The organism is Salinispora tropica CNB-440 (assembly GCF_000016425.1).
GTDB classification, from domain to species: Bacteria; Actinomycetota; Actinomycetes; order Mycobacteriales; family Micromonosporaceae; genus Micromonospora; species Micromonospora tropica.
The window spans coordinates 14,830-41,253 of the sequence record NC_009380.1; the positions used below are offsets into that span (position 1 = coordinate 14,830).

Consider the following 26,424-nt stretch of genomic DNA (forward strand, 5'->3'; position numbering starts at 1 on the left):
CTCGATGGTGGCTATGCGCTCGGTACCGCTGTCCTGATGGTGCTGAGGTGGTCGCGGGATGCGGGGGGGCGGGCCGTGGCGTCACGGAGGGGTGCACTGTGCCGAGCTGTCTCCGTTCCCGAGTCTCTGCCTACGTGCTCGTCCTGCCGATGGCCTTCCTGCCCGGCTGTGGGGAGGATGCCCCAGGGCGGAGCGTGGAGGCGAACGGAGTCATCACGTTCGGCGCACCGGACGCCGATGGAGGCCGAGACGCCGAGATCATCGGTGAGCCTGTGGTGGGCAGGGGCCAGTGCCTGGCAGTGCAGACCGCGGAGAATCAGAGACTGGTCGTCGTGTGGCCGGCCGGAAGCGAACTGAAGACCGGAGGTGGCACCACCGGGGTCGAGGTGCCCGGCGCCGGCACTGTCCAGGTTGGCTCCTCTTTCACTGCGTCTGGCGGCTACGCCACCCCACCGCTCGGTGACGGCATGCCGATCATTCCCGAGACCTGCGCCAGCGGCACCGAGGAAGTCGCAGTCATCGACGACGTTCGCCGCCAGTAGCACTCTCAGCCCCGGGGTGACGCAGGGTCTCGCCCACCGCGGTGAGCCCGTATCACCGTGGAGCCCAGCACAGCGGGTTCTCAACACAACGGCTTGGGAACGTGGCGACTTCGGTGTTAGATGGTTGGGTGTGATCGAGGTAGTTAGATGGTGATACGCGCCATCCCCGGTCTGTCGGGCAACGAGTTGTGGCAGGTACGGGTCTTCGTGGGGCCCGACGCCATGGGAAACGTCACCGGCGTGGTGACGGTGGGATCGGGCACGCGGCCCGACGACATGGCGGCCGGTGCGCGCCTGCTCGGCTACCCCGAGACGGCGTTCGTACGCCAGGACGCTGGCTCCGTGCACGTCACCAGCTACTCGCCCTACGAGCGGCTGCGGTTGTGCACCCAGACGCTGCTCGCCACCGAGCACGTGCTGCGGTCCCGGCGGACCTCCGGCGCGAAGCTGCTGGCCGGCACAGACGTGGGTGAGGTGCCGGTGCGCCGGTACGAGGACATGGCGTACGTCGTCCTCACCGGCGAACGTACCCGTGTCCGGGCAGCCCATTCCCGGCTACCGCTCGACGGCGTCGTCCACGACGACGCGCTCGTCGTGGACACCGGCCGCTCCCGCAGCTACGTCAACCTGTCGGCGGACACATTGGAGGCGGTCTGGTTGGATCCCGCCGCCGTGCTGAGCTACTGCGCTGCGGAGGGCGTCAGCGGGATCTGTCTGGTCGCCCGCCTCGACAACGCGGTCCGGCTGCGCGTGTTCACCACCTCCCTGGCCGGCGCGGAGGATGTGGCCACCGGAGGGGCTGCCGGCGGTCTGCCGGCATTTCTCGCGGCTACCGGCGGTGGCTCCCGGCGGCCGGTTCTGGTCCGGCAGGGACACGGGACCGCCCTGACCCGGGGCGAGCTGCACGTGCGTCCGCTCGATGGTGCGGAGGTCGCCGTCGGGGGGCGGGTGGTCGCGGTGTCGACGGGGCGACTGGACCCGTGCCGTCTACCGTGACCCGGTAGGCAGCCGGGCGCACGCCTCAGGTGGCCGCGCCGCCGTCACCGACGAGACCATCACCAAGCTGTGGCGCCAGGGTTCATGGACGCCGCGCCGTGCGGCGCGGCGGCGTAGCTTGTCCCGGGTCTCGGTCAGCCGAGTGTGATCTCCGGCGTCAACGGTGTGTCGGCCTCGGCGGTGTCGACCTCCCGCACCACCCCCGCTGCCCGGACATCCCGGCTGACCAGAGCGAAGGCGGCGAGGTCGCTCGCGCGCCCGCGCAGGGTGAGCTGGGCTACCGGCGCCCGCATCGACTGCTTCGCCTCGGACTTCGCCCGACGGATGGCGGCGAGCACGTCGGAGGCGAGCCCGAGTAAATCCGTTCCGGCCTCGCCGGAGCCACTGGCCTCGGTGGAGCGGTTGGCCTCGGCGGAAACATCGGGGCCGACGAGCTCCTGCCCGGTCGGCCACGCCGCCCGGTGCACCGAGCCCTCCTGCCACCACGACCAGGCTTCCTCGGTGACGAACGGCAGCATCGGCGCGAAGAGTCGCAGCAGCGTGTGCAGCGCCAGTGCGAGCGCGGCGTGGGCCGAACGGACGGCGCGGTCGTCCGGTTCCCCGTACGCGCGTTCCTTGACCAGCTCCAGGTAGTCGTCACAGAACGACCAGAAGAACTGCTCGGTGCACTCGAGGGACCGGGTGTAGTCGTGCTGGGTGAACCCGGTGGTGGCGGAGTCCACGACGGAGGCTAGGCGGGCCAGCATCGACCGGTCGAGTGGTTCGGTCACGTGCGCCATGTGGGGTGCCAGGAGCGTCGGGGAGCCGAATCGCAGCACGAATGTGGTGGCATTAAGGATCTTGATGGCGAGTCGACGGCCGATCTTCATCTGACCGGTGTCGAAGGCCGTGTCGGTGCCCGGCCGGCCGCTGACCGCCCAGTACCGGACGGCGTCGGACCCGTACTTCTCCAGGAGAGCCATCGGCGTGACCGTGTTTCCCTTGGACTTCGACATCTTCTTGCGGTCCGGGTCCAGGATCCAGCCCGACAGCAGCACGGTGGTCCAGGGCAGGCAGTTGAACTCCTGGTGCGACCGGAGCACGGTGGCGAACAGCCAGGTCCGGATGATCTCGTGCGCCTGCGGACGGAGGTCCATCGGGAAGACCCGGGCGAAGAGATCATCGTCGACCGTCCACCCGCCGGCGATCTCCGGGGTGAGCGAGGAGGTGGCCCAGGTGTCCATCACATCCGGGTCCGCCATGAAACCGCCCGGCTGGTTGCGCTGGCTCTCCTGGTAGCCGGTCGGGGCGTCACTGCTGGGGTCGACCGGCAGCGCCACGTCGTCCGGCAGGATGGGGTGCGCGTAGTCGGGCTCGCCCGAGTCGTCGAGTGGGTACCAGACCGGGATCGGCACACCAAAGAAGCGTTGTCGACTGATGACCCAGTCCCCAGAGAGGCCCTCGACCCAGTTTTCGTACCGGCTGCGCATGAACTCGGGGGACCAGGTCAGCTCGCGCCCGCGGTGGACCAGAGCGGACCGCAGCTCGGTGTCCCGACCACCGTTGCGGACGTACCACTGTCGGGTGGTGATGATCTCGAGTGGCTTGTCGCCCTTCTCGTAGAACTTGACCGTCTGGGTGGTGGGGCGTGGCGCTATCTCGAGATCCCCGGCGGCGCGCAGCAGCTCCACCACCTTCGCCTTCGCGGAGAACGCGGTCAGGCCGGCGAGCGTCTGGTACGCCGCCACCGCGTCGGCGTTGACGATCCCGGGTGGTGGCTCGGGGAGCAGGCGGCCGTCGCGACCCATCACCGGCCGGGTCGGCAGGGCCAACTCCCGCCACCACAGCACGTCCGTCAGGTCACCGAAGGTGCAGATCATCGCGATGCCGGAGCCCTTGTCCGGCTGAGCCAGCGGATGCGCCCTGATCGGCACCGGGACACCGAAGAGCGGCGAGACGGCGGTGCTGCCGAGCAGATGTTGGTACCGCTCGTCATCCGGGTGGGCGACGAGCGCGACGCAGGCCGGCAGCAGCTCCGGCCGGGTGGTCTCGACGTAGATCTTGTCTCCGGTCGCCGAGTGGAAGGCGAGCCGGTAGTAGGTGCCCTGGCGCTCGCGATCCTCCAGCTCGGCCTGTGCGACGGCCGTACGGAAGGTGACGTCCCAGAGGGTCGGGGCGTCCGCCAGGTACGCCTCGCCCCGTGCCAGGTTGCGGAGGAAGGCCCGCTGGGAGATCGCCCGACTTCGGTCGTCGATCGTCGCGTACGTCAGGGACCAGTCGACGGAGAGGCCCAGGTGCCGCCACAGGGCCTCGAACGCCTGCTCGTCAAGCTCCGTGAGGTTCCTGCACAGCTCGACGAAGTTGCGCCGGGAGATCGGCTGTGGCCGACTTGGTGGCTCGGCCGGTGGCGTGTAGCCGGGGTCGTACGGCAGGGAGGGGTCGCACCGCACCCCGTAGTAATTCTGCACCCGCCGTTCGGTGGGCAGGCCGTTGTCGTCCCACCCCATCGGGTAGAACACCGCCCGCCCCCGCATCCGCTGGAACCTCGCGATGGCATCGGAGTGGGTGTAGGAGAAGACGTGACCGACGTGCAGCGCCCCGCTGACCGTCGGCGGCGGGGTGTCGACCGAGTAGACCTCGCTCCGGGTTACCGAGCGGTCGAAGCGATAGGTGCCGTTCTGCTCCCATACCCGAGACCAGACCTTCTCGATGCCCTCGAGGGACGCCTTGGCCGGCACGGCTATTCGCTTCCTGGTGTTCTCGGTCACGGTCGGACTATATGACGATGGTCCATTGAATTTTCCACGTTGATCGGGTCGGCGACGGGTGAGCGGGTCCGGCAGGCTAGCGTCGGGGCGTGAGTACGCCGCGAGTACTGCCCGCTGACAGGGGTGTCGCCGAAGCCGCCGCCGTCCTGCGGGCCGGCGGTCTGGTGGCCCTGCCCACCGAAACGGTGTACGGCCTGGGCGCGAACGCGCTGGACGCCCCGGCGGTGGCCCGGATCTTCGCAGCCAAGGCGCGGCCGAGCTTTGATCCGCTGATCAGTCACCTGGCCGAGGCGGCGGAGCTGGAAAAGCTGGTAGGTACGGTGCCGGCGGCGGTGGCGGAGCTGGCCGAGCGATTCTGGCCCGGGCCGCTGACGCTGATCGTGGACCGGCCGGCGGTGATTCCGCCGATCGTCACCTCCGGGCTGGAGACGATGGCGGTGCGGGTGCCGGACCATGCGGCGACGCGCGGGTTGATCGCGGCGGCGGGGGTGCCGGTGGCGGCACCGAGCGCGAACCGGTTCGGTCAACTCAGCCCGACGCGGGCCGAGCACGTCGTGGCGGGGCTGGGGGCGGCGGTCGACGTGGTGCTCGACGGTGGGCCGACCCGGTGTGGGATCGAGTCGACGATCGTGGACGCGCGAGGAGACCGTCCAGTGGTGCTGCGGTTAGGTGCGCTGCCGGTGGAGTTGCTTCAGGAGGCGGTCGGTCCGGTACTGGTCCGGGCGGGCAGTTCGGGGCAGCCGGTGGCGCCGGGGACGCTGGCCGCGCACTACGCCCCGCGTACGCGACTGCGGTTGGCCACCGATACCGATCCGGCGGACGGCGGTGTTTCCCGGCAGGGGTTCCTGGGCTTCCGCGGCTGTCCGGCGGGGGACTGGGCGGCGGTGGAGGTGCTGTCCAGCAAGGGCGACCTGACCGAGGCAGCGGCCCGGTTGTTCGACGCGCTGCATCGACTGGACGGGGCCGGTGTCGACGAGATCCTGGTTGAGTCGGTGCCCGAGGTGGGGGTTGGCCGGGCGATCAACGACCGGTTGCGCCGCGCCGCCGCTACCTGGACGTAGCCGCGTGCCGGGGACGACCTTCGCCCCCCGGGGCGCACACCGCGACGACCGCCGTTCCCCTGGCGCTAGCTGCCGTGCCCCCAGTGGCGTAGGCGGTTGAGGAGGTCGTGCAGGTCCACCCCGGGGCGGGGCGGCGCTGGTAGCTGCTCCACCAGGCGGGCGACCGTGCCGTTGGCGAGGGCGGCGCCGGCCGCGGAGCCGGTGGCGATCGTCCAGCAGATCGGGCCGAGCGGGGTACAGCCGAAGAAGTGGCTGAGCCCGGGAGTCTGTACGACCAGTACGAGCACCCCCACCGAGCCGGCGGTGGAGAGCAGGACGCCGGGGGTGGTGCCGCCGGCCATCAGGGTCTGGCCGAGCTGGGTGCCGATCAGCGACACCAGGGCTACCGTGCCGGCCCGGCGTGGTGACGCCGCCACCCACTTGGACAGCACCCAGCCGGCGGTGGCGCCGAGCGCGGTGGAGGTGGCGCGGACGCCGAGTTCCCGGTTGAGGGTGGCGCCGAGGGAGGTGTCAGGCCCTTCCCGGAGCAGGTTCTCGCTGTACTCCGGTGGGGGCGGCCGGACCGCCACGGCCAGCGCGGGGGCCAGATCGGTGAGCAGGTTGACGAGCAGCAGTTGTCGGCCGTTGAGCGCGGAGCGGCCGTCGACGGCGGCGGTGACGATGCTGAACGCGATCTCGCCGAGGTTGCCGCCGAACAGGATGCTCAGCGCGTGCCGGACCGACGACCACATCGCCCGTCCTTCGGCGAGGGTGGCGATGATGGTCTCCAGTCGGTCGTCCATGACCACCAGGTCTGCCGCCGCGCGAGCCGCGGGGGTGCCGCGCTGTCCGAGGGCGATGCCGACATCGGCGAGGCGGATGGCGGGTGCGTCGTTGGCGCCGTCGCCGGTCATCGCCACGGTGCGACCACAAGTCCGGAGCGCCTGGATTATCCGTACCTTGTGGGCTGGAGTGCACCGGGCCACGACGTCGGTGGTGACCAGGCGGGCTGCCAGCGCCTCGTCGTCGAGGTCCGCGAGGTCGTTGGCGGTCGCCACCCGCTGGCCGTCGCCGGGGCTGATCACCGAGGCGATCGCCTCGGCGGTGGCCGGATGGTCGCCGGTGATCATAATTGTGTGCACCCCCGCCTTGCGGATGCTCTCCACCGCCGGGGCGGCGCTTGCCCGGATCCCGTCGGCCAGCGCGAGGATGCCGACGAAGGTCAGGCCCTGGACATCGTCGTCGGCGATGGACTCCTCGACGACGACCCGTTCGGCGAGGGCCAGCACCCGCTGGCCGGCCCCGGCGTGCCGGAGCAATTCCTGCTGGACCGCCTTCCGAGTCGCGTCGTCCAACGGCACCACCCCGGCCTCGGTCCGCCGGTTCCGGCAGCGGGGCAGGACGGTCTCCGGGGCGCCCTTGACGCTGAGGACCAGGCGGTCGCCGCAGGTGCCGACGGTGGCGTGGTAGCCGCGGGACGGCTCGAAGGGAAGCCCTCCGGCGGGACGCCAATCTCCGGCGCCGGTCTGCTCCACCGTGTTGGTCTCCCGGGCCGCCCGGCGGATCGCCCGGTCGGCCTGCTCGGGAAGCTGTTCCGGGTCGTCGGCGTCTGGAGCGGCACGCAGCGCGACCGCGAGGACCATGCGGAGGTGCTCGTCGAGCTGGTCAACGGCGGCGAACCGCGCACCGTCGCCGACTCCGGAGAGCACCAGCCGCCCCTCGGTCAGGGTTCCGGTCTTGTCGAAGCAGAGCACGTCGACGCGCCCCAACGCCTCGATCGTGCGGGGGTTACGCACCAGGGCACCGCGTTCGGCGAGCCGCCGGGCCGCTGCCAGCTGCGCGGCGCTGACGAGGAACGGCAACCCCTCGGGCACCGACGCGACGGCCAGGTTCGCGGCGGTCGAGGCGGTCTCGGCCAGCGGTATGCCGCGAGCGACGCCGGCCCCGGCGACCGCGACGGCGGATCCGAGCGCGAGCGGTATCGCCGAGTCGGTGAGTCCGCCGAGTCGCGCTTCGACGCCGCCGCTGGGCCGGGTTTGCCGAGCGAGGCTGAGGCTGCGCCCTGCTTCCGTGTCGGTACCGGTGGCGACGACCACGCCCCGGCCGTGACCGGCGGCGACGGTGGTGCCCTCGTACAGCATCGAACGGCGCTCGGCGATGTCGGTCGCGGCCACCGGTTGGTCGGTCTTGCCGACCGGCAACGACTCGCCGGTGAGCGAGGACTCGTCTGCTTCCAGCCCCGTGGCCTCGAGGACCCGGCAGTCGGCTGGTACGGCGTCACCTGCTTCCAGGATGATCACATCTCCGGGGACCAGGTCGTGGGCGGGTAGCTGCTGCTCGGTGCCGCCCCGCCGGACCCGGGCGGTGACCGCGGTACGGGACAGCAACTCGGCCAGCGACCGCTCGGTGTTGCGTTGGTGCACCGCGCCGACCAGGGCGGAGCCGCCTACCACCCCGCTGACCAGGGCGGCGTCAACCAGCGAGCCGAACGACGCGGATAGCACCGCCCCGGCGGCCAGGACCGGGGTCAACGGGTTGGCTAGCTCGTCCAGGAAGGCGCGGAGCAGGGTCGGGGTGGGAACGCCGTCGGCGATCCGGCTGGAGCGTCGGCGGCCGGCGTCCACCGGATCCAACCCGTCGAAGCCACTGCCCAACTCGTCGAGGACGGTCCCCACCGGCATCAGGTGCCACGGGACCGCCGTCCGTTCGGCGGGGGTCTCCATGGGGTTGGGCAGGTGGTGGGCCCGCCACACGCCGTGGGCGAAGGCCAGTGCCGCCGTCCCGTTGACCGAGGCCAAGGCCCGTTCCGGGAGCTGTTCCCGGGCAGCGGTGAGTGCAGCCAGCGCCCCGAGACCGGCGCCCCCGAGCCCAAGCCGAATGTTCTGGGTCGTCATCCGGCGGGCCACCCCAGCCGCCTCGACCACCAGTGCTGACACCTGGAGGTCGGTGCCGACGAGCAGGTGTGCCCCCCAGGGCGGCAGCTCCTCGTCGGTGGTCACGCCGAGGCCACAGTCGGCTGCCGCGAGCGCCCGCCGGTCATCGGAGAGCAGCATCACGACCGCGCCGTCGCGTTGCAGCTGGCGCACGGTCTCGGGGAGCCGGGCACCGCCGGCGAGGACGGTGTCCGCGAAGTCGTACCGGCCCGGGTCGTCGTCCGTCACGACCAGCCGCAACCCGGCGCGCCGGGCAGCGGCCGGCAGGAGGTCCACGCCCGGGGCCGGCTCGGTCTCGACCCGCAGCAGCGCGACGAGCCGACCGTCGTGTGCCAGGCCGAGGAGCCGGCCGCCGGATGCGCGAAGCCGGTCACTGTGTGAGGTGTCGCCCGGGTCAGGTGCGTCGAGGAGGTCCAGCGGGCCGAGGCCCCAGCCAGCGCTGTGCTGGACCGCCGCCGGCTGATCCGGGTCGAACAAGGCAAACGCTCGGGCGGCCACCTCACCCAGCTCCGCGTCGCCCAGGGGGGCCAGGTCGGTGAGGAGGCCGCGGTTGGAGCCGAGGATCGTGGCGTCCAGCACCAGCGTGTCGATCCGGTCGAGTTCGCGGAGTGCGCGGCGGTCCATGGCGACGACGCCGCGTCGTGCGAGCAGGCTACCGAGCTGGGCGGCATACCCCTCGCGGCCGGAGCCGCTGGCCTTCGGGAGCGCGGAGAGGCCGAGCGCGGCGGCTCGCTTCGCACCGGCCACCGGGGTCGCGGCGGCGGCTGCTGCCGCGCCGGCGTGGAGCATCTGGATGACGTACTTCTCGGCCGGTCCATCCGGTTTCGGGCAGGGCCGTTCGGTCGGCAGGACGGGGGCCGCGGCCCGGCCCGGGGCGCCGGCGAGTCGGGGCTCGGCCGTTGTCCACGCGGCGAGTTGGGCCCGCGCCTCGCCCCACTGCACCACCCGCTGGATGCCGTCGAGGACGATTCCGGTCCAGCCGCCCGCAAGGCCCTGCGCCACCGCCTCGGCCAGCGGGAAGAGGAGGTCGGCGCGGGGGTCGGCGCGCACTCCCCGGTCGGCGAGGGCGTGCAGCCTCGGGTGCAGGTCGACCGCGTTGAGGAGGCCGGCGACCTCACCAGGCACCGGGGTGAAGGGCAGGATCCGGGTGGCGGCGGAAATCGTCAGACCGAGCGCATCGGAGGCGAGGGCGCCGAGCGTACGGGGGGTGCGGGGTCCTTCCTCCGGCGGATGCGGCGGTGGGATCTCGGGATCCGGTTCGTGCGGGCTGATGCGTTCGGCGCGGGCCACGGTGACGATCAGATCGCGCAGCCTCGGCTCGGGGGAGCCGACGGCGACCACCACCCGCCCGGAGGGGGCGTTCACCCGCGCCCAGTTCACGCCGGGGACGCGTTCCAGCGCCGCTTCGACCTGCCGGGCGAGCCGCTCCCCGCCGTCCTGACAGACACCGTGCACCTCGATGTGGTGTCGGCCGTAGCGGGACCAGACCCGGCGGCGGGTCAGACCGGTGAGCCGCGCGGCTCGGGCAGCGGCGGATCCGAGGTTCCGGGCCGCCTGCCCCATCAGCTCTGGCACGGCAGGCGCGCGTACGCTGCCAGCGACGCGGCCCAGCGGGATCATCGAGGCGTACGGCGGGACTCGTGTCGGTCCGTTCCCCCGGTGTCGCGCTTCCCGTACGCCATCCCGCCTCCCACGCCATGTGTCCCGGCGGTCTGACTTCCCGCCCGGCCGTCCGTTATGCCCCTGAACAGCGGTGAAGTTCTAGCGGCCCGGCCGGTATAGAGGGCGGCGACGGTGGAAAACCACGGCGGTCACCGCCGTTTCTGGGAGGTCGAGATGAGCATGTTGACCCGGGATCTCAGTGGGAGTCGGGACATGATCCGGACGTTCACCCACCGAGTGGAGGTACCGGTACTGGGGGAGATGGCCATCCCGCCGCCGGACAAACTGGCGTACTACGCGGGCGTGGGTCTGCTCACCCTGTTGCAGGTCATCGAGTGGCCGGTGGCGTTGGTGGTGACCGCTGGTCACGTGCTCGCCGACCAGCATCTGTCTGGGCTGGCCAAGGGACTCGGGGAGGCGTTGGAGACCGCCTGATCCCCTGGTGGGCGCATCCTGCGGCCTTTGGCTCTCCCGGCCGGGGTGGGGTGGTGGGCGCTGGACACGTACGGGGGAACCCGTCTGCGGCCAACGCCCCACCCGGTTCGGACGGACCTACGGTGGCCTCATGTTCACCCTGGTCACCACCGTGATTCTGTACGTCGGAGGTTTCGTCTTCCTGTACGGAGTGATCCGCCTCGCGATCCGGCACGCCCTGGAGGAGGCGGAGGTACGTCGGGTCCAGGCCCAGCGGGCCGAGGAGTTGGCCGCCCATCGTGATCGGACCCTGCTGGAGGGGAAGGGCTATCTCACCGGGGGCTGACGTGGTGGTGGCGTCCGCGCTACCAGACAGATGTGGTCATCAATGGTGTTGCACGTGAAACATCAGGACGGTCGATCAGACTTCGGTTGCCACGTGCCGGCGGGCCTCAGTCAGGGCGGCGAGCAGGGTCGGTGAATCCTGTGCGCCGGTCACGGCGTACCTGCCGGCGAGAACGAAGGTCGGCACGCTCGTGATGCCGAGCTCCCGTGCGGCGGCCAGCCTGGTGTGGACCTCGGCTACCTGCCCGTTGGATTCGAGGAGGGCGTGGGCTGCCGCGGCGTCCAGGCCGACCTTGCCCGCGATCGTGGCGAGAGCCGGTCGGGAGCCGATGTCGACGCCGTCGTGGAAGTGGGCCCGGTGTAGCGCCTCGACCGTCTCGGCTGCCCGGTCTCGCTCGGTCGCCCAGGCGACCAACCGATGCGCGTCGAAGGTGTTCGCGGCGAGCGCACGGTCGAAGTCGAAATCGATACCGTCCCCGGCGGCGGCCCGAGTGACCTGGTCCGCCATCTGCCGTGCGCGCTCCCGGCCGCCGAACTTCACGCCCAGCGCGTCCAGCAGCGGCAGCGGCTCGGGCACCGGAGCCGGGTCGAGCTGGAACGGTCGGTAGCTGACCGTCACGGCGCCGTCGTAGGACGCGAGCGCCCGCTCTAGTCGGCGCTTGCCGAGGTAGCACCAGGGGCAGACCAGGTCGGCGTAGACTTCGATCTCCATAACCGGAGGCAACCGGGGGATCAGCCTGTCTGTTCCCGGACCTGACGCTTGAGCCGGGCCAGGACTGCGGTGCCGCCCCGGATCCGTAGCGGACTGACCGCCTGGGCCAGCCCCATCCGCTGGTACAGGTCGTCGGGGACCGCCAGGACCTGCGCTGGCCGAGCTCCGGCGAGCCCTTCGGCGAGAATGCCCGCGAAGGCGCGGGTTGTGGCGGCTTCGGGTGGGCAGTCGAAGACGGCTTCGACGCTGCCCTCCGGAGTGACGCGTGCTCGTAGGAAGAGTGCCGTCTGGCACTCCGGGACCTGCTCCATCTCTGCGCGGTCGGGGTGTCCGGACGACAACGGCCCGATGGCGTCGGCGTACTCCAGTAGCAGCTCCAGCACGATGTCACGGGGCGCCGTGGTGAACTCGTCCACGATCTCGGCCAGCCGGGGAGGCATCTCGGGCATCCCGCCAGGCTACCGTCGTCCGGAGCTCGGATCGGGTGGTGTGGTGGCGGAGCGCGCCCAGCTCAGTGGCGGAGCGCGCTCACGGGACGGTGGCGGAGCGCTCCCAGCTCACGGTGACGGGGCGCGCCCGACTCACGGCGTCGGGGCGCGCCCGACTCACGGCGTCGGGACCTGCCCGCTGAGCTGGCCGAGCGTCGACTGGGGGTCGAGCCGCAGGGCGAGGTCGCCGAGGGAGACGATGCCGACCAGCCTTCGCTCGCTGTCGCAGACCAGTACTCGCCGTACGCCCCGTTCCCGCATGAGGGCCGCGGCCTCGCCCGTGGTGCAGTTCTGTTCGATCATCACCACCTCACGGGTGATGATCGAGTCAATGGTGGTTCGGGCCGGGTCCCTTCGCTGGGCGACGGCCCGGACCACGATGTCCCGGTCGGTGAGTACCCCGGCCAGCGTGGCGCCGTCGGTGGCGACCACGTCCCCGATGTCGGCCTCCTTCATCACCCGTGCGACCTCATCCAGAGTGGTCTCCACCGGCAGGTAGATGACCTGCTTCGTCATCACGTCGCTGATCCGGAAACTGGTCATGGCACTCCTTCGGAAGCGATCCAGCCTGATCGGGACGCGGTTCCCCATTCCACTCGTACCACACCTCCCTCGCTGTTCACCTCCTCGGCCGGAGGCCGTCTGGCTCCCCGTCGCCTCGATGCTCCCTGGCCCCGACCCCCCGGGGGCACCAGTAGAAGCACTATTGGTGAGAAACTGTCGCTCCTCAGATGGGGCTCGCCGCTACCGGAGGCGGAGAAGACGAACCCCTTCCTCACGATGGAGGGTGTAGTGGGCTGGCGCAGTTTCGTGGCGGTCGGGGACAGCTTCACCGAGGGCCTGAACGATGCGTACCCGGACGGCGGCTTTCGCGGCTGGGCCGACCTGGTGGCCACCCGGCTCGCCGTGGAGGCCGGGCCGGAGTTCCGGTACGCGAACCTTGCTATTCGCGGCCGGCTCTTTCCCCGGGTGGTGGACGAGCAGGTTCCCGCCGCGCTGGCGATGCAGCCGGATCTGATCAGTTTCGCGGCAGGTGGGAACGACATGCTGCGGCGAAGCTTCGACCCGGACGACCTGATCGCGCGCTTCAACGAGGTGGTGGGGCGGCTGCGTGCGGGCGGGGCCGACGTGGTTCTGTTCCGATTCGCCGATGTCATGGCCCGCCTGCCCGGTCAGCGGCTGGTCGCCCCCCGAGTGCAGGTACTCAACCAGGCGGTTGGTGACACGGCGGAACGGCACGGCGCGATTCTGGTCGATCTGTACGAAGACGACACCTATCTAAACCCGATGATGTGGAGCACTGATCGGCTGCATCTCTCCTCAGCCGGGCACCGGCGGGTGGCCGCCCAGGTGCTGACCGCGTTGGGGGTCAGCTGTGCCGACGAGTGGTTGTTGGTCCCCGAGCGTCCGCTGCCCAAGCCGTGGCTGGCGGCCCGTACCGACGACCTCCGTTGGGCCACCCACCACCTGGCGCCCTGGCTTACGCGTCGGCTCACGGGTCGCAGCTCCGGTGACACGGTCACGGCCAAACGCCCCGCCCTGACCCCGTTGACGGACTGACCGGCCCCGAGCCGCTCAGCCACGGTAGAGCGCAGGCGCCGCTCGGAGCGGCCCACCGCGCCTGACTTCTGCCCCGGCCGTGCCTCGGGGGAACCCGAGGTACGGCCCCGGCCTCTGCACGCGGTGGAGTCTGCGGACTACGCTCTCCCCGTGACGGTGCAACAGTCGCGCAAGGCGGCGAACGGCGATATGGGCAGCGGCCGGCGTCGGTCTCGCAAGGACGAGATCCTGGGGATCGCGGTCGGGCTGTTCGCCGCCCGGGGCTACCACGGCGTGTCGATGGATGACATTGGCGCCGCCGCCGGGGTGACCGGTCCGGCGCTCTACCACCACTTCGCCGGCAAGGAGGCGATGCTGGTCGCCGCGTTGATCCCGGTCAGCGAAGGGCTGCTCGCCGGCGGTCGGGAGCGGGCCGCCGCCCACCCCGACGATCCCCGCGCCGCGTTGGAGTCACTGATCGAATTCCATGTCGACTTCGCGCTGGCCCAACCGGCGGTGATCGCTCTGCACCTGCACGAGCTGGACCGGCTGCCCGAACAGCCGCGTCGCCGCATCCGCCGGCTCCAGCGGCTGTACGTCGAGGAGTGGGTCAGTGTGCTGACCGCGTCGCACCCGGGCCTGTCCGACAACGAGGCGCGGGTGCTGGCCCACGCCGCCTTCGGTCTGATGAACTCGACCCCGTTCCTCGGCGGTGAGGTGGACCGGCAACGCCGGGCCGAGTTGCTCCGGGGCGCGACGCTGGCTGCTCTGTTGGCACCGACAGCACGTTGAGTACTGGGCCCGGGCCCGAGGCCGCCCCAGGCTTGACCGAGGGGGCCGTGCCACACACTGACTCGTCAGTAACCGGGGTGGCGTGGTTCCCTAGCTTCCGTTCGACCCTGGGACGCTGGAGGAAACATGATCGAGTCACTGCTGGTCGTCAATCGGGGCGAGATCGCCCGTCGGATCATCCGTACCGCGAAGCTGCTCGGTGTCCGGGCGGTCGCGGTGCATTCGGAGGCGGACGCCGGCCTGCCGTTTGTGACTGAGGCCGACGAGGCGGTCTGTGTCGGCCCGGCGAACCCGGCGCAGAGCTACCGGAACGTCGAGGCTGTCCTCGCCGCCGCCAAGTCGACCGGTGTGCAGGCGATCCACCCTGGCTACGGCTTCCTGTCGGAGAACGCCGACTTCGCCCAGGCCGTCGCGGCGAGCGGTCTGCTCTGGGTCGGGCCGGGTCCGGACGCGATCACCGCGATGGGTGACAAGATCAATGCCCGGAATCTGATGGCCGCGGCCGGGGTGCCGGTCGCGCCGGGAACCACGGAACCGGCGGCGGACCTTACCGCGGCGGTTGAGGCGGCGTCGGAGATCGGCTATCCGGTGATGGTCAAGGCCGCTGCTGGCGGGGGCGGCATGGGCATGGGTATCGCGAACGACGAGGCCGCGCTCCGCACCGAGTACGACAAGGTGCGCGCGTTCGCCGAGCGGATGTTCGGCGACGGTTCCGTCCTGATCGAACGGTACTTCCCCCGGGTGCGCCACGTCGAGGTGCAGATTCTCGGCCTGGCCGACGGCCGGGTGGTGGCGCTCGGCGAGCGCGAGTGCTCGGTGCAGCGACGGAACCAGAAGCTGGTCGAGGAGTCGCCCTCCCCGGCGGTCACCCCGGAGCTTCGGTCCCGCTTTCTGGCCGCGGCGGTGCGGGCGGGCGAGGCGGTCGGCTACCGCAACGCCGGCACGGTCGAATGCCTGCTCGATCCGACCACTGGCGAGTTCTTCTTCCTGGAGATGAACACGCGCCTGCAGGTCGAGCACCCGGTTACCGAGCTGGTCTACGGGGTTGACCTGGTCGAGGAGCAGTTGAGGGTGGCCGCCGGGCTGCCGCCGACGTTCGACCCGGATGCCCTGACGCCGCGCGGGCACGCGATCGAGCTGCGGGTCAACGCCGAGGACCCGAAGCGCTTCCTGCCCGGGCCGGGGGCGATCACCACCTGGACCGAACCGACCGGCGAGGGTGTCCGCGTCGATTCGGGGTATGTCGCCGGCAACACGGTGACCCCGTTCTACGACAGCCTGATGGCCAAGCTCATTGTCAGTGGCGCGGACCGCGCCGAAGCGATCAGCCGGGCGCGGGCCGCGGTGGCGCAGTTCCAACTTGCCGGACCGAAGAACAATCTTCCCTTCTTCGCGGAACTGCTGGACAACCCGGAGTTCCTTTCCGGCGACTACGACACCGGCATCGTCTCCCGCATGCGCTGACGTCGTATCCCCTCGCGGCGTGGACCCCCATCCGGCGCCGGGGGTCTGGCCCCGGGGTTGAGGTGCTGGCCCCGGGGGCGAGGTGCTGGCCCCGGGCCAGGGGCGCCGATCCCCGGGTCGGTTGGTTCGTCGCCGTACCGCGCCGACTGTCGTGGTTACATGATCGACTTTCACCTGGCGGTGGGGGTGACATGCTGGGGGAGTCGGACCAGTAGCGCGTCACAGTGAGGTGACCATGGGTAATATGCCGGGATTTGTGTCTATTCGGGAGGTCGGGCCGCGCGACGGGCTCCAGAACGAGGAACCGATTCCGACCGAGGCAAAGGTGCGGCTGCTCGATGCGCTCTCCCGGACCGGGGTGGGGCGGATCGAAGCGGTGTCCTTCGTGCACCCGAAGGCGATTCCGCAGATGGCCGACGCCGACGAGGTGTGGCGGCGGGCGGAGCAGACCGAAGGGGTGCGCTATTCGGCACTGGTGCCGAACACGCGGGGTGCCCACCGCGCGTTGGCTGCCGGGTTCACCGAGATCGAGGTGGTGGTCTCCGCCAGCGACACGCACAACCGGCGCAACGTCAATCGCTCCACCGAGGAGTCGCTGGACGACATCGCCGAGCTGGTCGAGCTGCTTCACCACGCCGGTGCTCGGGCGGAGGTCATCATCGCGACCAGCTTCGGCTGCCCCTACGAGGGGGACATTGACCCCGTTCGGGTGGCCGGAATCGTGGACCGGGTGGTGCGCGATGGCGCCGACCGGGTGGCGTTTGGCGACACCACCGGCATGGCGACGCCGCGCCGGGTCCGCGAGTTGGTGACGGCCGTACGCGATCGCGACGCCCACCTGCCGCTGCTGCTGCACTTCCACAACACCCGGGGTGCCGCGTTGGCAAACCTGTTGACCGCCATCGAGCTGGGGGTGACCGAGTTCGACGCGAGCGTCGGCGGTCTGGGCGGCTGCCCGTACGCGCCCGGGGCCAGCGGGAACCTGGCCACCGAGGAGGCCGTGCACCTGCTGCATGACATGGGTGTCGACACCGGCATTGACCTGGCTGCCCTGATCGAGGTCGCCGAACTGGCCGAGGAGCTTGTCGGTCGAAGCCTGCCCAGCGGCGTGCTCCGGGCTGGCCCGCGGACCCGGCTGACTGCCCTGCCCGGCTGACTGCCCCGCCGGCAGTCCCCGTGCCTAGCGGACCCCGGACCGGCTGCCCCTTGCCGGCCGAGCGAGTGTCCGGGTCCGCGGCGGTGCGGGCGGGCACATGGTGGGCGTGATGCGCTACCCTAACGATCGTTCAGTATGGTTCGGTTGCGTGCGCGAGTGCGCGCCGGACTGGGAGCGGCGGCACAGGAGGAGTCGGCGTGACGCTCGACGGTGAGGCGCTGGAGCAGCTACGCAAGCGGGCCCGGGCTGGTGGCGCAGACAAGTACCACGCGGCGAATGCCGCGAAGGGCAAGCTCTTTGCCCGGGAGCGGGTCGCGTTCCTGGTCGACGAGGGTTCGTTCGTCGAGGATGGGCTCTACGCCAACGCGCTGGCCGAGGGCCTGCCCGCCGACGGGGTGATCACCGGAACCGCCACCATCGATGGCCGTCCGGTCTGCGTGATGGCCAACGACTCCACGGTCAAGGCCGGCAGCTGGGGAGCCCGGACCGTTGAAAAGATCATCCGGATCATCGAGCGTGCCTACACGACCAAGGTTCCGATGGTCTACCTGGTCGACTCGGCCGGTGCGCGGATCACCGATCAGGTCGATCTGTTCCCCGGCCGGCGTGGCGCCGGAAAGATCTTTTGGAACCAGGTCCGGGCGTCTGGCTCGATCCCCCAGGTCTGCGCGCTCTTCGGACCGAGCGCGGCCGGTGGGGCGTACATCCCGGCTTTCTGTGACGTGGTCGCCATGGTCGAGGGAAACGCCAGCATGTACCTGGGCTCGGACCGCATGGTCGAGATGGTCACCGGAGAGCAGACGACGCTGGAGGCGATGGGCGGGGCCCGGGTGCACTGCGCGGAGTCCGGCGTCGGCCACTTCCTCTGCCGGAGCGAGGCCGACGCGCTCGACGTCGTGCGGCGCTACCTGTCGTACCTGCCGACAAACTGGACCGAGCAGCCGCCCGCGGTGCCCGCCGTCGAAGCCCCGGCGAAGGTCGATCTGGCCGCGCTGGTGCCGGCCAGCGAGCGGCAGGCGTTCGACATGCGCCGTTACGCGAAGGGGCTACTCGACCAGGGGAGCTTCTTTGAGATCCAGGCGCTGTGGGCCAAGGAGCTGACCATCGGCTTCGGCCGGCTCAACGGCGAGGTCGTTGGCGTCGTCGGCAACAATTCGATGTTCAAGGGGGGCGTGCTCTTCGTCGACTCGGCCGACAAGGCGACGCGGTTCGTGCAGCTCTGTGACGCCTTCAACGTGCCGTTGCTGTTCCTCTCCGACGTGCCCGGGTTCATGGTCGGCAGCACGGTGGAGAAGCAGGGCATCATCCGGCATGGCGCCAAAATGATCACTGCGATCTCCGAGGCGACCGTGCCCAAGATCTGCGTGGTGGTGCGCAAGGCCTACGGCGCCGGCCTCTACGCGATGGCCGGCCCCGGGTTCGAGCCGGACGCCACGATCGCCCTGCCGACCGCGAAGATCGCCGTTATGGGTGCGGAGGCGGCGGTAAACGCGGTCTACGCCAACAAGATCGCGGCTATCGGGGACGAGAGCGAACGGGCCGCCTTCGTCGCCGCTCGGCGCGAGGAGTACGAGCAGGACATTGACATCGTCCGGCTCGCCAGCGAGCTGGTGATCGACGCGATCGTGGAACCACCCGAGCTGCGCGGTGAGCTGATTCGCCGGTTCGCCGCCGCCCGCGACAAGGATCGCCACTTCGCCACCCGCCGGCACGGCGTCACCCCCGTCTGACCCGGCCGCCCCGGCATCACGAGTGCCGGGTGGCCCTTCTCTCCCCGCACCAGGAGGAACCCATGGACTTTCGGCTCACCGAGGAGCACGAGGCACTGCGGACGAGTGTTCGCGACCTCGCCCGCGAGGTGGTAGCTCCGGTCATCGCCGATCACTACGAGCGGCACAGCTTCCCGTACGACGTCATTCACCAGATGGGGAAGATGGGCCTGTTCGGCCTCCCCTTTCCGGAGGAGCACGGCGGAATGGGGGGTGACTACTTCGCGCTCTGCCTCGCGCTGGAGGAACTGGCCCGGATCGACTCCAGCGTGGCGATCACGCTCGAGGCGGCCGTCTCGCTCGGCGCGATGCCCATCTACCGGTTCGGTACGGATGAGCAGCGGGCACGGTGGCTGCCGCGGTTGCTCAACGGCAGGGCACTGGCCGCGTTCGGGTTGACCGAGCCGGGCTTCGGCTCGGACGCCGGGGGGACCCAGACCCGGGCGGTACTCGACGAGTCGACGGAAGAATGGGTGATCAACGGGTCGAAGGCGTTCATCACCAACTCCGGAACCGACATCACCGATCTGGTCACCGTCGCGGCGGTCACCGGTACGCGGCCGGACGGCTCGAAGGAGCTGTCCACGATCATCGTCCCGACCGGAACCCCGGGCTTCACGGTGGCGCCGGGGTACTCCAAGGTGGGTTGGACGGCCTCCGACACACACGAGCTGACCTTCGATGACTGCCGGGTGCCGGCGGGGAACCTGCTCGGCGAGCGGGGCCGAGGCTTCGCGCAGTTCCTGCGGATTCTCGACGAGGGGCGGATCGCGATCGCCGCGCTCGCCGTCGGCCTGGCCCAGGGCTGTGTCGACGAGTCGGTCCGGTACGCGAAGGAACGGCACGCCTTCGGCCGTCCGATCGGGGCCAACCAGGCGATTCAATTCAAGATCGCGGATATGGAGCTGCGGGTGCACACCGCTCGGCTGGCGTATTACGACGCCGCGGCGCGGATGCTCGCCGGAGAACCGTTCAAGCGCCAGGCGGCCATCGCCAAGCTGCACGCCAGCACCATCGCGGTCGACAACGCCCGGGACGCCACCCAGATCCACGGCGGATACGGCTTCATGAACGAGTTTCCGGTGGCCCGCTTCTGGCGGGACGCCAAGATTCTGGAGATCGGTGAGGGTACCTCCGAGGTGCAGCGCATGATCATTGCTCGGGAGCTGGGACTGTAGCCGGGACCGGACGCTGGGGTGGCGGAACTGTGCGGCGGCACCGCTGTCGGGTATCGGCAGTGGCGCGTCGGTAGGACGACGATGGCCTGTTGGCGATCGTCGTTGATCCGTACCCTTCCTGGCCATGAACCCGGATGATGACCATTCGCGGTGGTCAGGCGGACAGATGGGGCTGCCCGACCTGCTCCGTGGACACCGGCTCACCGCTGGCCTGACTCAGGCCGAACTGGCGGGCCGGGCCGGCATCGGTGTCCGGACCGTTCGGGACGTGGAGCGCGGCCGTTCGTCGCGGCCCCAGCGGACGACCGTCGAACTGCTCGCGACCGCCCTTGGGCTGGTCGGGGCAGCGCGGTCTACCTTCGTCGCGGCCGCCCGACACGTGCCGACGCCCCGATACCCGGAGTCAGAGTCACTGCTCCACGTCGGCCCGGACGGCATGGTAAGGCCGACCACGCTGCCCCCGGCCCCCGAGCTGATCGGTCGGGAGCGTGACGTGGCCGAGCTGGTCGGGATGCTCACCAGCGAGGTGACCGCCCGGCTGGTGAGCCTGGTCGGGTTGGCTGGTGTTGGCAAGACGGCACTGGCGCTGTCGGCGTCCCACGCGGCCGCCGGGCACTTCCCGGGTGGTGTGGCCGGGGTCCTCACCGGGGAGGGAACGGATGTTGCGGAGCTGCTTGCCGCCTCGGCGGCGGTCTTCGGGGCGGCGCGTCTCCCCGAGCTTGCCACCCGCCTCGCCGGTCAACCGGCACTGCTGCTTGTGGACGCGGTGGAGCGGGCTCCCGGCACAGTCGCCGAAGCTGTGCACCAGCTCGCGACCGTGGTGCCGTCCCTACGGGTACTCGTCACCGGCCGGCATCCGGTCGGGCTGCGCGGTGAGCGAGTCCGACCCGTAGCCCCGCTCGACACGCCGTCGCCGGACCGCGACGAGGCTGGTCCGGTGGTCCTCGCCCGGTTTCCGGCGGTGGCGCTGTTCATCGCCCGACTCAAGCTGGTACGACCGAACCCGCCGACGGCGGCGGAGCTGCCGGCGCTGGCCCGGCTGGTCCGCCGCCTCGGTGGCCTTCCGCTGGCCATCGAGCTGATGGCGGCGCGGGGGCGCATCCTCGACCTCAACGAGTTGCTTGACCGGTATGGCGATCGGGTTCTCGACCTGGCCACCTTCTCCGGCGCAGCCGAGCGGCCGGGCTGGAGCGCGGCTGATCCGGGCCCGACGCAGCGAACGCCCGCGGCGGTCGTCGAGACGCTGCGGGACGCCGTTGCGACCAGCTATCTCCTGCTCACACTCCAGGAGCGGGCTGCCCTGCGACGGCTCGCCACCTTCGGGAACCGCTGGTCGGTCAAGCTGGCCGAGGAGATGCTCGGAGTCGGCGCCGAACCGGCGGGAACGCTGCTGGTCGTCGACCCGGTTGCGCTGTTGGACCGACTCCGGGAGCTGGGCCTACTCAGCATTCGGGGGGTGGGGCCGTTCCGGTTCCGGCTGCTCGACGCCGTCCGGGAGTTCGCTGTCGAGCAGGCTGCCGGCGCGGGTGAGCTCACCGTGGCCCGGCGTCACCATGCGCGGGTCATGGCCAGGCTGGTCGCCGAGACGGCCCCGTACCTGGTCGGGGCGGACCTGACCGCGGCGGTGCACCGGCTGGACGACGTGGGCGGGGACATCAGCTCCGCACTCGCGCATGCCGCTGTCGACGAACCGGTGACCGCCCTGGGCCTGGCGGCCGGGCTCGTCCGGTGGTGGCGCTTTCGGGGGCGGGACGTCGCCGGCCGGCAGTGGCTGCGCCGGTTGCTGGCGGATCCGCGTACCGCTGACGTCGCCCCCGTTCAGCGGGCGTGGGCGTTGCTGGGTGTGGCCCGGCTGGCTGCGGAGCACGGCGCGGGGGCGGAGGAACTGCCGGCCGCCCGCGCCGCACTCGCCGCCTTGCAGTCGGCCGGTGACGTTGCGGGTGAGCTGGAGGCCCGTACCGTTCTGGGTAGGTTGTTCACCGGCACCGGCGACCACGATGAGGCGCGGGGGCAGGCCGAGGCGGTACTGGCGCTGGCCACCCGGCACGGGCGGATCCGGGACATGACGGTGGCGCAGAACAACCTGGCCTGGCATGGGATCCGGGTCGGTGACCTCGCCACCGCCCGGCGCCGGCTGGCTGCCGCCGATCGACTGGCGGCCCAGTGCGGGGAGCAGCGGTTACGCGTACTCGCGATGGCCAATCTCGCCGAGGTCACGCGTCTTGAGGGCCGGTACGACGTCGCGGTCGACCAGGGGCGGAGGACGCTGGCGGCGTTGACTGCGCTGGGCGACCCGGGGCACCATCGGCGGGTGCTGGGCACGGTCGGGTTGGCGTTGGCGCTGGACGATCGCGTGGCGGAGGCGGCGGAGGTGCTGGCCGAGCTGCGACCGGGTGGGCCGGCGGCGGGTCTGAGCTGGATGCCAGCGGACGGGATCTGTGGGTTGATCGAAGGCACGTTGGCGTTGCGCCGGGGCGATCGGGAGCTGGCGGCCGAGTGGTTCGCTGTCGCTGCCGAGGCGGGGGCCAACGGTCAGGACCGCCGTGACCTGGTGGAGGCGCTGGTGGGGCTGGCCGCCAGCACGGCGGATCCGTCCGTGTTGGATCGGCTGGATGAGATCTGCCGGGTCAGTGGGATCCGCCTGTTGCCGCCGGAGGTGGAGGCATTGGCTGCGGTGGCCCGCCGGCCGTGACCCACCTGGCGGCCGGGTTGGGGGTGGGCCGGGTGCCCGGGTCCCGGGAGTGGCGCGAGCGAGAACCCCCTCTGTTACCCCTCGCTCGTCGCCCGCGCCATCTCCCCCGGGTGCATCCCCCGTTGACCGGAGCTTAGTGGCCGGCGAATCGCTAGCTGCCCGATTTGCACGATAATAGTCCTGCTATCTGGCAGTTCTGCCGCTCTTTCTGCCGGTGGTCTCCTCTGCCGACGGCACCCGGCCAAGCCGGGCCATCCACGGCGGTGTCAGCGGCTGTCCGGGGCTGGTTCTGGGTCGGTGGCGCCGGCAGTAGCGCCGGGGTGGACCGCGTCTCGCACCCGACGTAGCCCATCGAGGAGTCGGGCCAGTGACTCCGGGTCGAGCTGCCCGGTGAACCACTCTTCAATGATTCGTAGGTGACCTGGGAGTACGGCGTCGAGCCGCTTGCAGCCGGAGTCGGTGGCCACCGCGAACGAGCTGCGTCGGTCGGCGGGGCAGGCGCGCCGGGTGAGGAGGCCGTCGCGTTCCATCCGGTCGACCACGCGGGTCACCCCGCTGGTGGAGAGGGAGGTCTGTGCGGCTAGGTCGGTCATCCGAAGCCGGTTGTCAGGTGAGCGGACGAGCCGGGTGAGCACCTCGAACTCCACCGGGGAGAGGCCGTGCTGTTCGAACTGGGCGGTGAACCGGGCCGACAGCCCGGCGTGCGCCTCGACGAGTAGGCCGACGGCGGTGATCCGGGGGTCGTTGAGCACACTCTGGTCCACCCGCAGATCGTACCAGTATTTGATCAACGAGATATTGCTGTAAGTGTATCTGCTCAGGATGCTGTTTACCGAGCAAGCATTGTGCGGAAGGTGCACGTGAACAGGGTTTGGCGGGTTCGTGCGCGACCGGCTCTGGCCCACCGCGTTGGGCACTCTTACCGTAAATGGTTCACAATGCGCTGCGGAGCGGAATCGCTCCGTCACCTCGGGCGCCGGGAGGGCACATGGGCAGGGATGTCACGCGGGGCGCCTTCTCCCGGGAGGATCGGGTCCGCTACCGACGCAAGGTGCGTCGTTGCCTGGACGTCTTCGCCTTGATGTTGGACGACTTCGGGTTCGACGCCGACCGGCCGATGACCGGCTTGGAGATCGAGCTGAACCTGGTCGACTCCGCCGCCGAACCGGCGATGCGTAACGAGGAGATTCTCGCCGACATCGCCGACCCGCTCTTCCAGACCGAGCTGGGGCAGTTCAATCTCGAGCTGAACGCCGCGCCCCGGCTGATCGAGGGTACCGGGTTCACCGGCTACGAACAGGACCTTCGCGGCAGTCTCGCCCGCGCCGACGAGTGGGCTGCCAGGTCCGACGCGAAGATTCTCCTGGTGGGAATCCTGCCCACACTGACCGAGGGGCACCTGGTTGTCGACAACCTTTCCGCTAACGAGCGCTATCGGGCCCTCAACGACCAGATCGTCGGAGCGCGTGGCGAGGACATCGAGCTCGACATCCGCGGGGTCGAGCGGTTGCAGACCCACACCGACTCGATCGCCCCCGAGTCGGCCTGCACCAGTCTGCAGTTCCACCTCCAGGTCTCGCCGGACAGCTTCGCCGACTACTGGAACGCCTCGCAGGCGATCGCCGCCGCCCAGGTGGCAACCGGGGCCAACTCCCCCTACCTGTATGGCCGACAACTCTGGGCGGAGACCCGGATCGCGTTGTTCCAACAAGCGACCGACACCAGGCCAGACGAGTTGAAGGCGCAGGGCGTCCGCCCTCGGGTCTGGTTCGGTGAGCGGTGGATTACCTCAATTTTTGACCTTTTCGAGGAGAACGTCCGCTATTTTCCGCCGCTGCTGCCGATCTGTGAGGAGGAGGACCCGGTGGAGGTGCTGCACGCCGGGGGTGTGCCGAAGCTCGGCGAACTGCGCCTGCACAACGGAACCGTCTACCGTTGGAACCGGCCGGTCTACGACATCACCGAGGGGCGCCCGCACCTACGGGTGGAAAACCGGGTCCTGCCGGCCGGCCCGACGGTGATCGACATGCTGGCCAACGCTGCCTTCTACTTCGGATCGGCGCGAGGGCTGGCGGAGGCAGACCGTCCGACCTGGAGTCAGTTGCCCTTCAGCTCAGCGGAGGAAAACTTCCATTCCGCCGCCCGCCGAGGCATGGACGCGGTGGTGTACTGGCCTCGGCTCGGTGAGGTGCCGGTCGCCGAGCTGGTCCTCGACGTCCTGCTGCCGCAGGCGGCGACCGGGCTGGACCGGTTCGGCGTGGCGCCCGGTGAGCGAGACCGGCTGCTCGGCGTCATCGAGCAGCGCTGCCGGACCCGGCGCAACGGCGCGGTATGGCAGGCGGAAACGGTGTGGGCGGCTGAGCGGCACCGGAAGCTCGACCGCCCGGCGGCGCTGCACCACATGGTCCAGCGGTACGCCGAACTCCAGCGCAGCAACGAGCCGGTGCACACCTGGCCGGTCGAGTAGGCGACCGGTCCAGGGTGTTCCCCGGCACCGCTGTCAGCTGGTGCGGCGTGCGGATCGGGGCCGACGTGAGTCCGTCTCCTTCGGCTCCTGTGACCCGGGGCCGGCGTCCTCCGCTGCTGCATCGTCCACAGTGCGCTGTGCCGGCACCGCGGTGGTGGCCTCCGACTTCGCGGTTCGGGGCCGTCGGCTGCCTGACCCGCGCGTCCGGCCCCGAGTGGTGGGCGTCGCGACGGTCGAACCGTCCGACTGCGGGTCGGTCGGGGACTCTGCCGACTGGGGCGATTCGGCCGCGGGCTCCACCGGTCGGGGCGAAGCTGTCCGCGTCCGGCGGTCGGCCCGTTGGCCGAGCGCGGCGACCAGCGCCGAGCCGCCAAAGCCGATGATGACCGCGTACGGGGCGATGAGGTGCGCCGACGCCTGGCCGGGAGCGAGGTCGGCCAGTTCCGGCACGGCGAGCAGGTAGGCGACCGCGACGAGGAGCGGGCCGGCTGCGCCGGAGGCGGTGGCACCCACCAGCTGGTCGGGACGTCTGGCCGTGCCCCGGGCGACCAGTATGCCGATGAGAAGCGCGGAGCCGAGTGACAGCAGCGCGCCCGGCCAGTAGAACCAGTCGCGGAGCCACAGCTCGTTCCCGCCGGCACTGAGCTGCCAAATGCCGAGCTGGGCGGTACGGAGTCCCCGCCCCGCGACGACGCCGTCCACAACAGCCACCACGGCGAGTAGCCACAGCCAGCCGACGGTCGCCATCACGTTGGTGGCGGCGGCGCGGGAGTGTAGAGCCCACCCGGCCATGGCCAATCCGACCAGGACGCCCAGGGCGGCATATCCAGCGGCGACGTCGCGGGGCGCGGCGACACCGGGTACCACGGCCACCCGAGCCGGTACGGCGGTCAACAGCACCGTGATCAGAGCGCCGAATCCAGCGGCTCCGACGAGCGCCAGCTTACCGAGCGCACCATCGGGTTCACTCGGCTCGGCCCGGCTCCGCTCTGCCGTCTCCCGGGTGGTCCCTGCGGCGGCGTCCGGGCCACTCGGGCTGGCGAGTGTCGCGTCCGTTATAGAAATTGTGCCGTCGCTGCCGGCCTGCTGGTGTTCCACAGCGCCACGACGACGGAGGTGTTGGGCGCAAACGGCACCAGCCACAGTAGAAGTGGCGGCGATCCACGTTGCCCAGATCAGGCTGGCTGTCCAGGCGGTGACGGCGACACTCTCATCGGGCGGTGGGGCCCAGTTGATGATGCCCAGGCCGTAGCCGAAGCCCAGCGCGGCGGCGCCGGCCCCGGCGGCGGTGCCAAGCGCGGTCATGATCGATATTGCCCAGCCGCGTCTCGCCATGCCGGCGAGCGTAACGTCCTGTGGTCGATGCTGGGGGTACCAAGGCCGAATTATCACTCAGAGTAATTGAGGTGGGGTGGTCTGGTTGTCGGTGATCAAGGTAGCGCTCGCCGGGTAGGCGGTGACACGGACCGAGCCGCGGTGGACTGATTC

Annotated in this window: 20 protein-coding genes; 13 read left to right on the forward strand and 7 right to left on the reverse strand. The window is 70.6% G+C overall.

Features of this window, described 5'->3' with window-relative positions:
• The first annotated feature begins 98 nt into the window (after positions 1 to 98).
• Both STROP_RS00065 and STROP_RS00070 read left to right on the forward strand, forming a co-directional pair.
• On the forward strand, positions 99 to 542 hold the full coding sequence (locus STROP_RS00065; protein ID WP_011903935.1) for a hypothetical protein: 444 nt from the start codon (positions 99 to 101) through the stop codon (positions 540 to 542).
• 147 nt (positions 543 to 689) lie between these two features.
• Positions 690 to 1,538 (forward strand): PhzF family phenazine biosynthesis protein, encoded by an 849-nt coding sequence (locus STROP_RS00070; protein ID WP_011903936.1) that lies wholly within the window; start codon positions 690 to 692, stop codon positions 1,536 to 1,538.
• Positions 1,539 to 1,672: 134 nt separating this feature from the next.
• Here STROP_RS00070 and valS read toward each other — a convergent pair whose 3' ends face one another.
• On the reverse strand, positions 1,673 to 4,255 hold the full coding sequence (gene valS, locus STROP_RS00075; protein WP_011903937.1) for a valine--tRNA ligase: 2,583 nt from the start codon (positions 4,253 to 4,255) through the stop codon (positions 1,673 to 1,675).
• Positions 4,256 to 4,392: 137 nt separating this feature from the next.
• Here valS and STROP_RS00080 point away from each other — a divergent pair, with 137 nt between their 5' ends.
• Complete coding sequence (locus STROP_RS00080) at positions 4,393 to 5,346, forward strand: L-threonylcarbamoyladenylate synthase (RefSeq protein WP_026275596.1); 954 nt, start codon at positions 4,393 to 4,395, stop codon at positions 5,344 to 5,346.
• Between the two features lie 65 nt (positions 5,347 to 5,411).
• Here STROP_RS00080 and STROP_RS00085 read toward each other — a convergent pair whose 3' ends face one another.
• A complete protein-coding gene (locus tag STROP_RS00085; RefSeq protein ID WP_011903939.1) occupies positions 5,412 to 9,878 on the reverse strand; it encodes a cation-translocating P-type ATPase in 4,467 nt (1,488 codons plus the stop codon).
• Positions 9,879 to 10,052: 174 nt separating this feature from the next.
• Between STROP_RS00085 and STROP_RS00090 the strand changes: the two genes are divergently transcribed.
• Complete coding sequence (locus STROP_RS00090) at positions 10,053 to 10,355, forward strand: hypothetical protein (RefSeq protein WP_011903940.1); 303 nt, start codon at positions 10,053 to 10,055, stop codon at positions 10,353 to 10,355.
• A gap of 130 nt (positions 10,356 to 10,485) precedes the next feature.
• Positions 10,486 to 10,680, forward strand: a complete 195-nt coding sequence (locus STROP_RS00095; protein ID WP_011903941.1) for a hypothetical protein — start codon at positions 10,486 to 10,488, stop codon at positions 10,678 to 10,680.
• Between the two features lie 75 nt (positions 10,681 to 10,755).
• Here the strand turns inward: STROP_RS00095 and STROP_RS00100 are convergent, their stop codons facing one another.
• The 3 genes from STROP_RS00100 to STROP_RS00110 form a co-directional block, all read right to left on the reverse strand.
• Positions 10,756 to 11,391, reverse strand: a complete 636-nt coding sequence (locus STROP_RS00100) for a DsbA family oxidoreductase (RefSeq protein WP_011903942.1) — start codon at positions 11,389 to 11,391, stop codon at positions 10,756 to 10,758.
• A 20-nt stretch (positions 11,392 to 11,411) separates the two neighbouring features.
• Positions 11,412 to 11,840, reverse strand: a complete 429-nt coding sequence (locus tag STROP_RS00105) for a SufE family protein (protein WP_011903943.1) — start codon at positions 11,838 to 11,840, stop codon at positions 11,412 to 11,414.
• A gap of 156 nt (positions 11,841 to 11,996) precedes the next feature.
• Complete coding sequence (locus tag STROP_RS00110; protein ID WP_011903944.1) at positions 11,997 to 12,422, reverse strand: CBS domain-containing protein; 426 nt, start codon at positions 12,420 to 12,422, stop codon at positions 11,997 to 11,999.
• 249 nt (positions 12,423 to 12,671) lie between these two features.
• Between STROP_RS00110 and STROP_RS00115 the strand changes: the two genes are divergently transcribed.
• From STROP_RS00115 to STROP_RS00145, 7 genes are all read left to right on the forward strand, one after another.
• Complete coding sequence (locus STROP_RS00115; protein ID WP_026274702.1) at positions 12,672 to 13,439, forward strand: SGNH/GDSL hydrolase family protein; 768 nt, start codon at positions 12,672 to 12,674, stop codon at positions 13,437 to 13,439.
• 189 nt (positions 13,440 to 13,628) lie between these two features.
• Positions 13,629 to 14,210 carry a TetR/AcrR family transcriptional regulator gene (locus STROP_RS00120; protein ID WP_011903946.1) on the forward strand — a complete coding sequence of 194 codons (582 nt, stop codon included), beginning with the start codon at positions 13,629 to 13,631 and terminating at the stop codon, positions 14,208 to 14,210.
• Positions 14,211 to 14,336: 126 nt separating this feature from the next.
• The gene (locus STROP_RS00125) at positions 14,337 to 15,674 is read left to right on the forward strand and encodes an acetyl-CoA carboxylase biotin carboxylase subunit (RefSeq protein WP_011903947.1); all 1,338 of its coding nucleotides are present in this window, start codon (positions 14,337 to 14,339) and stop codon (positions 15,672 to 15,674) included.
• A 244-nt stretch (positions 15,675 to 15,918) separates the two neighbouring features.
• Positions 15,919 to 16,830 (forward strand): hydroxymethylglutaryl-CoA lyase, encoded by a 912-nt coding sequence (locus STROP_RS00130; RefSeq protein WP_011903948.1) that lies wholly within the window; start codon positions 15,919 to 15,921, stop codon positions 16,828 to 16,830.
• A 197-nt stretch (positions 16,831 to 17,027) separates the two neighbouring features.
• Positions 17,028 to 18,560 carry an acyl-CoA carboxylase subunit beta gene (locus STROP_RS00135; protein ID WP_011903949.1) on the forward strand — a complete coding sequence of 511 codons (1,533 nt, stop codon included), beginning with the start codon at positions 17,028 to 17,030 and terminating at the stop codon, positions 18,558 to 18,560.
• A gap of 62 nt (positions 18,561 to 18,622) precedes the next feature.
• Positions 18,623 to 19,777, forward strand: a complete 1,155-nt coding sequence (locus STROP_RS00140) for an acyl-CoA dehydrogenase family protein (RefSeq protein WP_011903950.1) — start codon at positions 18,623 to 18,625, stop codon at positions 19,775 to 19,777.
• A gap of 124 nt (positions 19,778 to 19,901) precedes the next feature.
• The gene (locus tag STROP_RS00145) at positions 19,902 to 22,469 is read left to right on the forward strand and encodes an ATP-binding protein (RefSeq protein WP_011903951.1); all 2,568 of its coding nucleotides are present in this window, start codon (positions 19,902 to 19,904) and stop codon (positions 22,467 to 22,469) included.
• A 266-nt stretch (positions 22,470 to 22,735) separates the two neighbouring features.
• On the opposite strand, the gene STROP_RS00150 is transcribed toward STROP_RS00145, so the two are convergent.
• Positions 22,736 to 23,233 (reverse strand): MarR family winged helix-turn-helix transcriptional regulator, encoded by a 498-nt coding sequence (locus tag STROP_RS00150; RefSeq protein WP_018829579.1) that lies wholly within the window; start codon positions 23,231 to 23,233, stop codon positions 22,736 to 22,738.
• A 224-nt stretch (positions 23,234 to 23,457) separates the two neighbouring features.
• Between STROP_RS00150 and STROP_RS00155 the strand changes: the two genes are divergently transcribed.
• Positions 23,458 to 24,936, forward strand: coding sequence for a glutamate-cysteine ligase family protein (locus STROP_RS00155; RefSeq protein ID WP_011903953.1), 1,479 nt, complete (start codon positions 23,458 to 23,460; stop codon positions 24,934 to 24,936).
• A 33-nt stretch (positions 24,937 to 24,969) separates the two neighbouring features.
• On the opposite strand, the gene STROP_RS00160 is transcribed toward STROP_RS00155, so the two are convergent.
• Positions 24,970 to 26,241 carry a hypothetical protein gene (locus STROP_RS00160; RefSeq protein WP_187151597.1) on the reverse strand — a complete coding sequence of 424 codons (1,272 nt, stop codon included), beginning with the start codon at positions 26,239 to 26,241 and terminating at the stop codon, positions 24,970 to 24,972.
• Positions 26,242 to 26,424 lie beyond the last annotated feature (183 nt).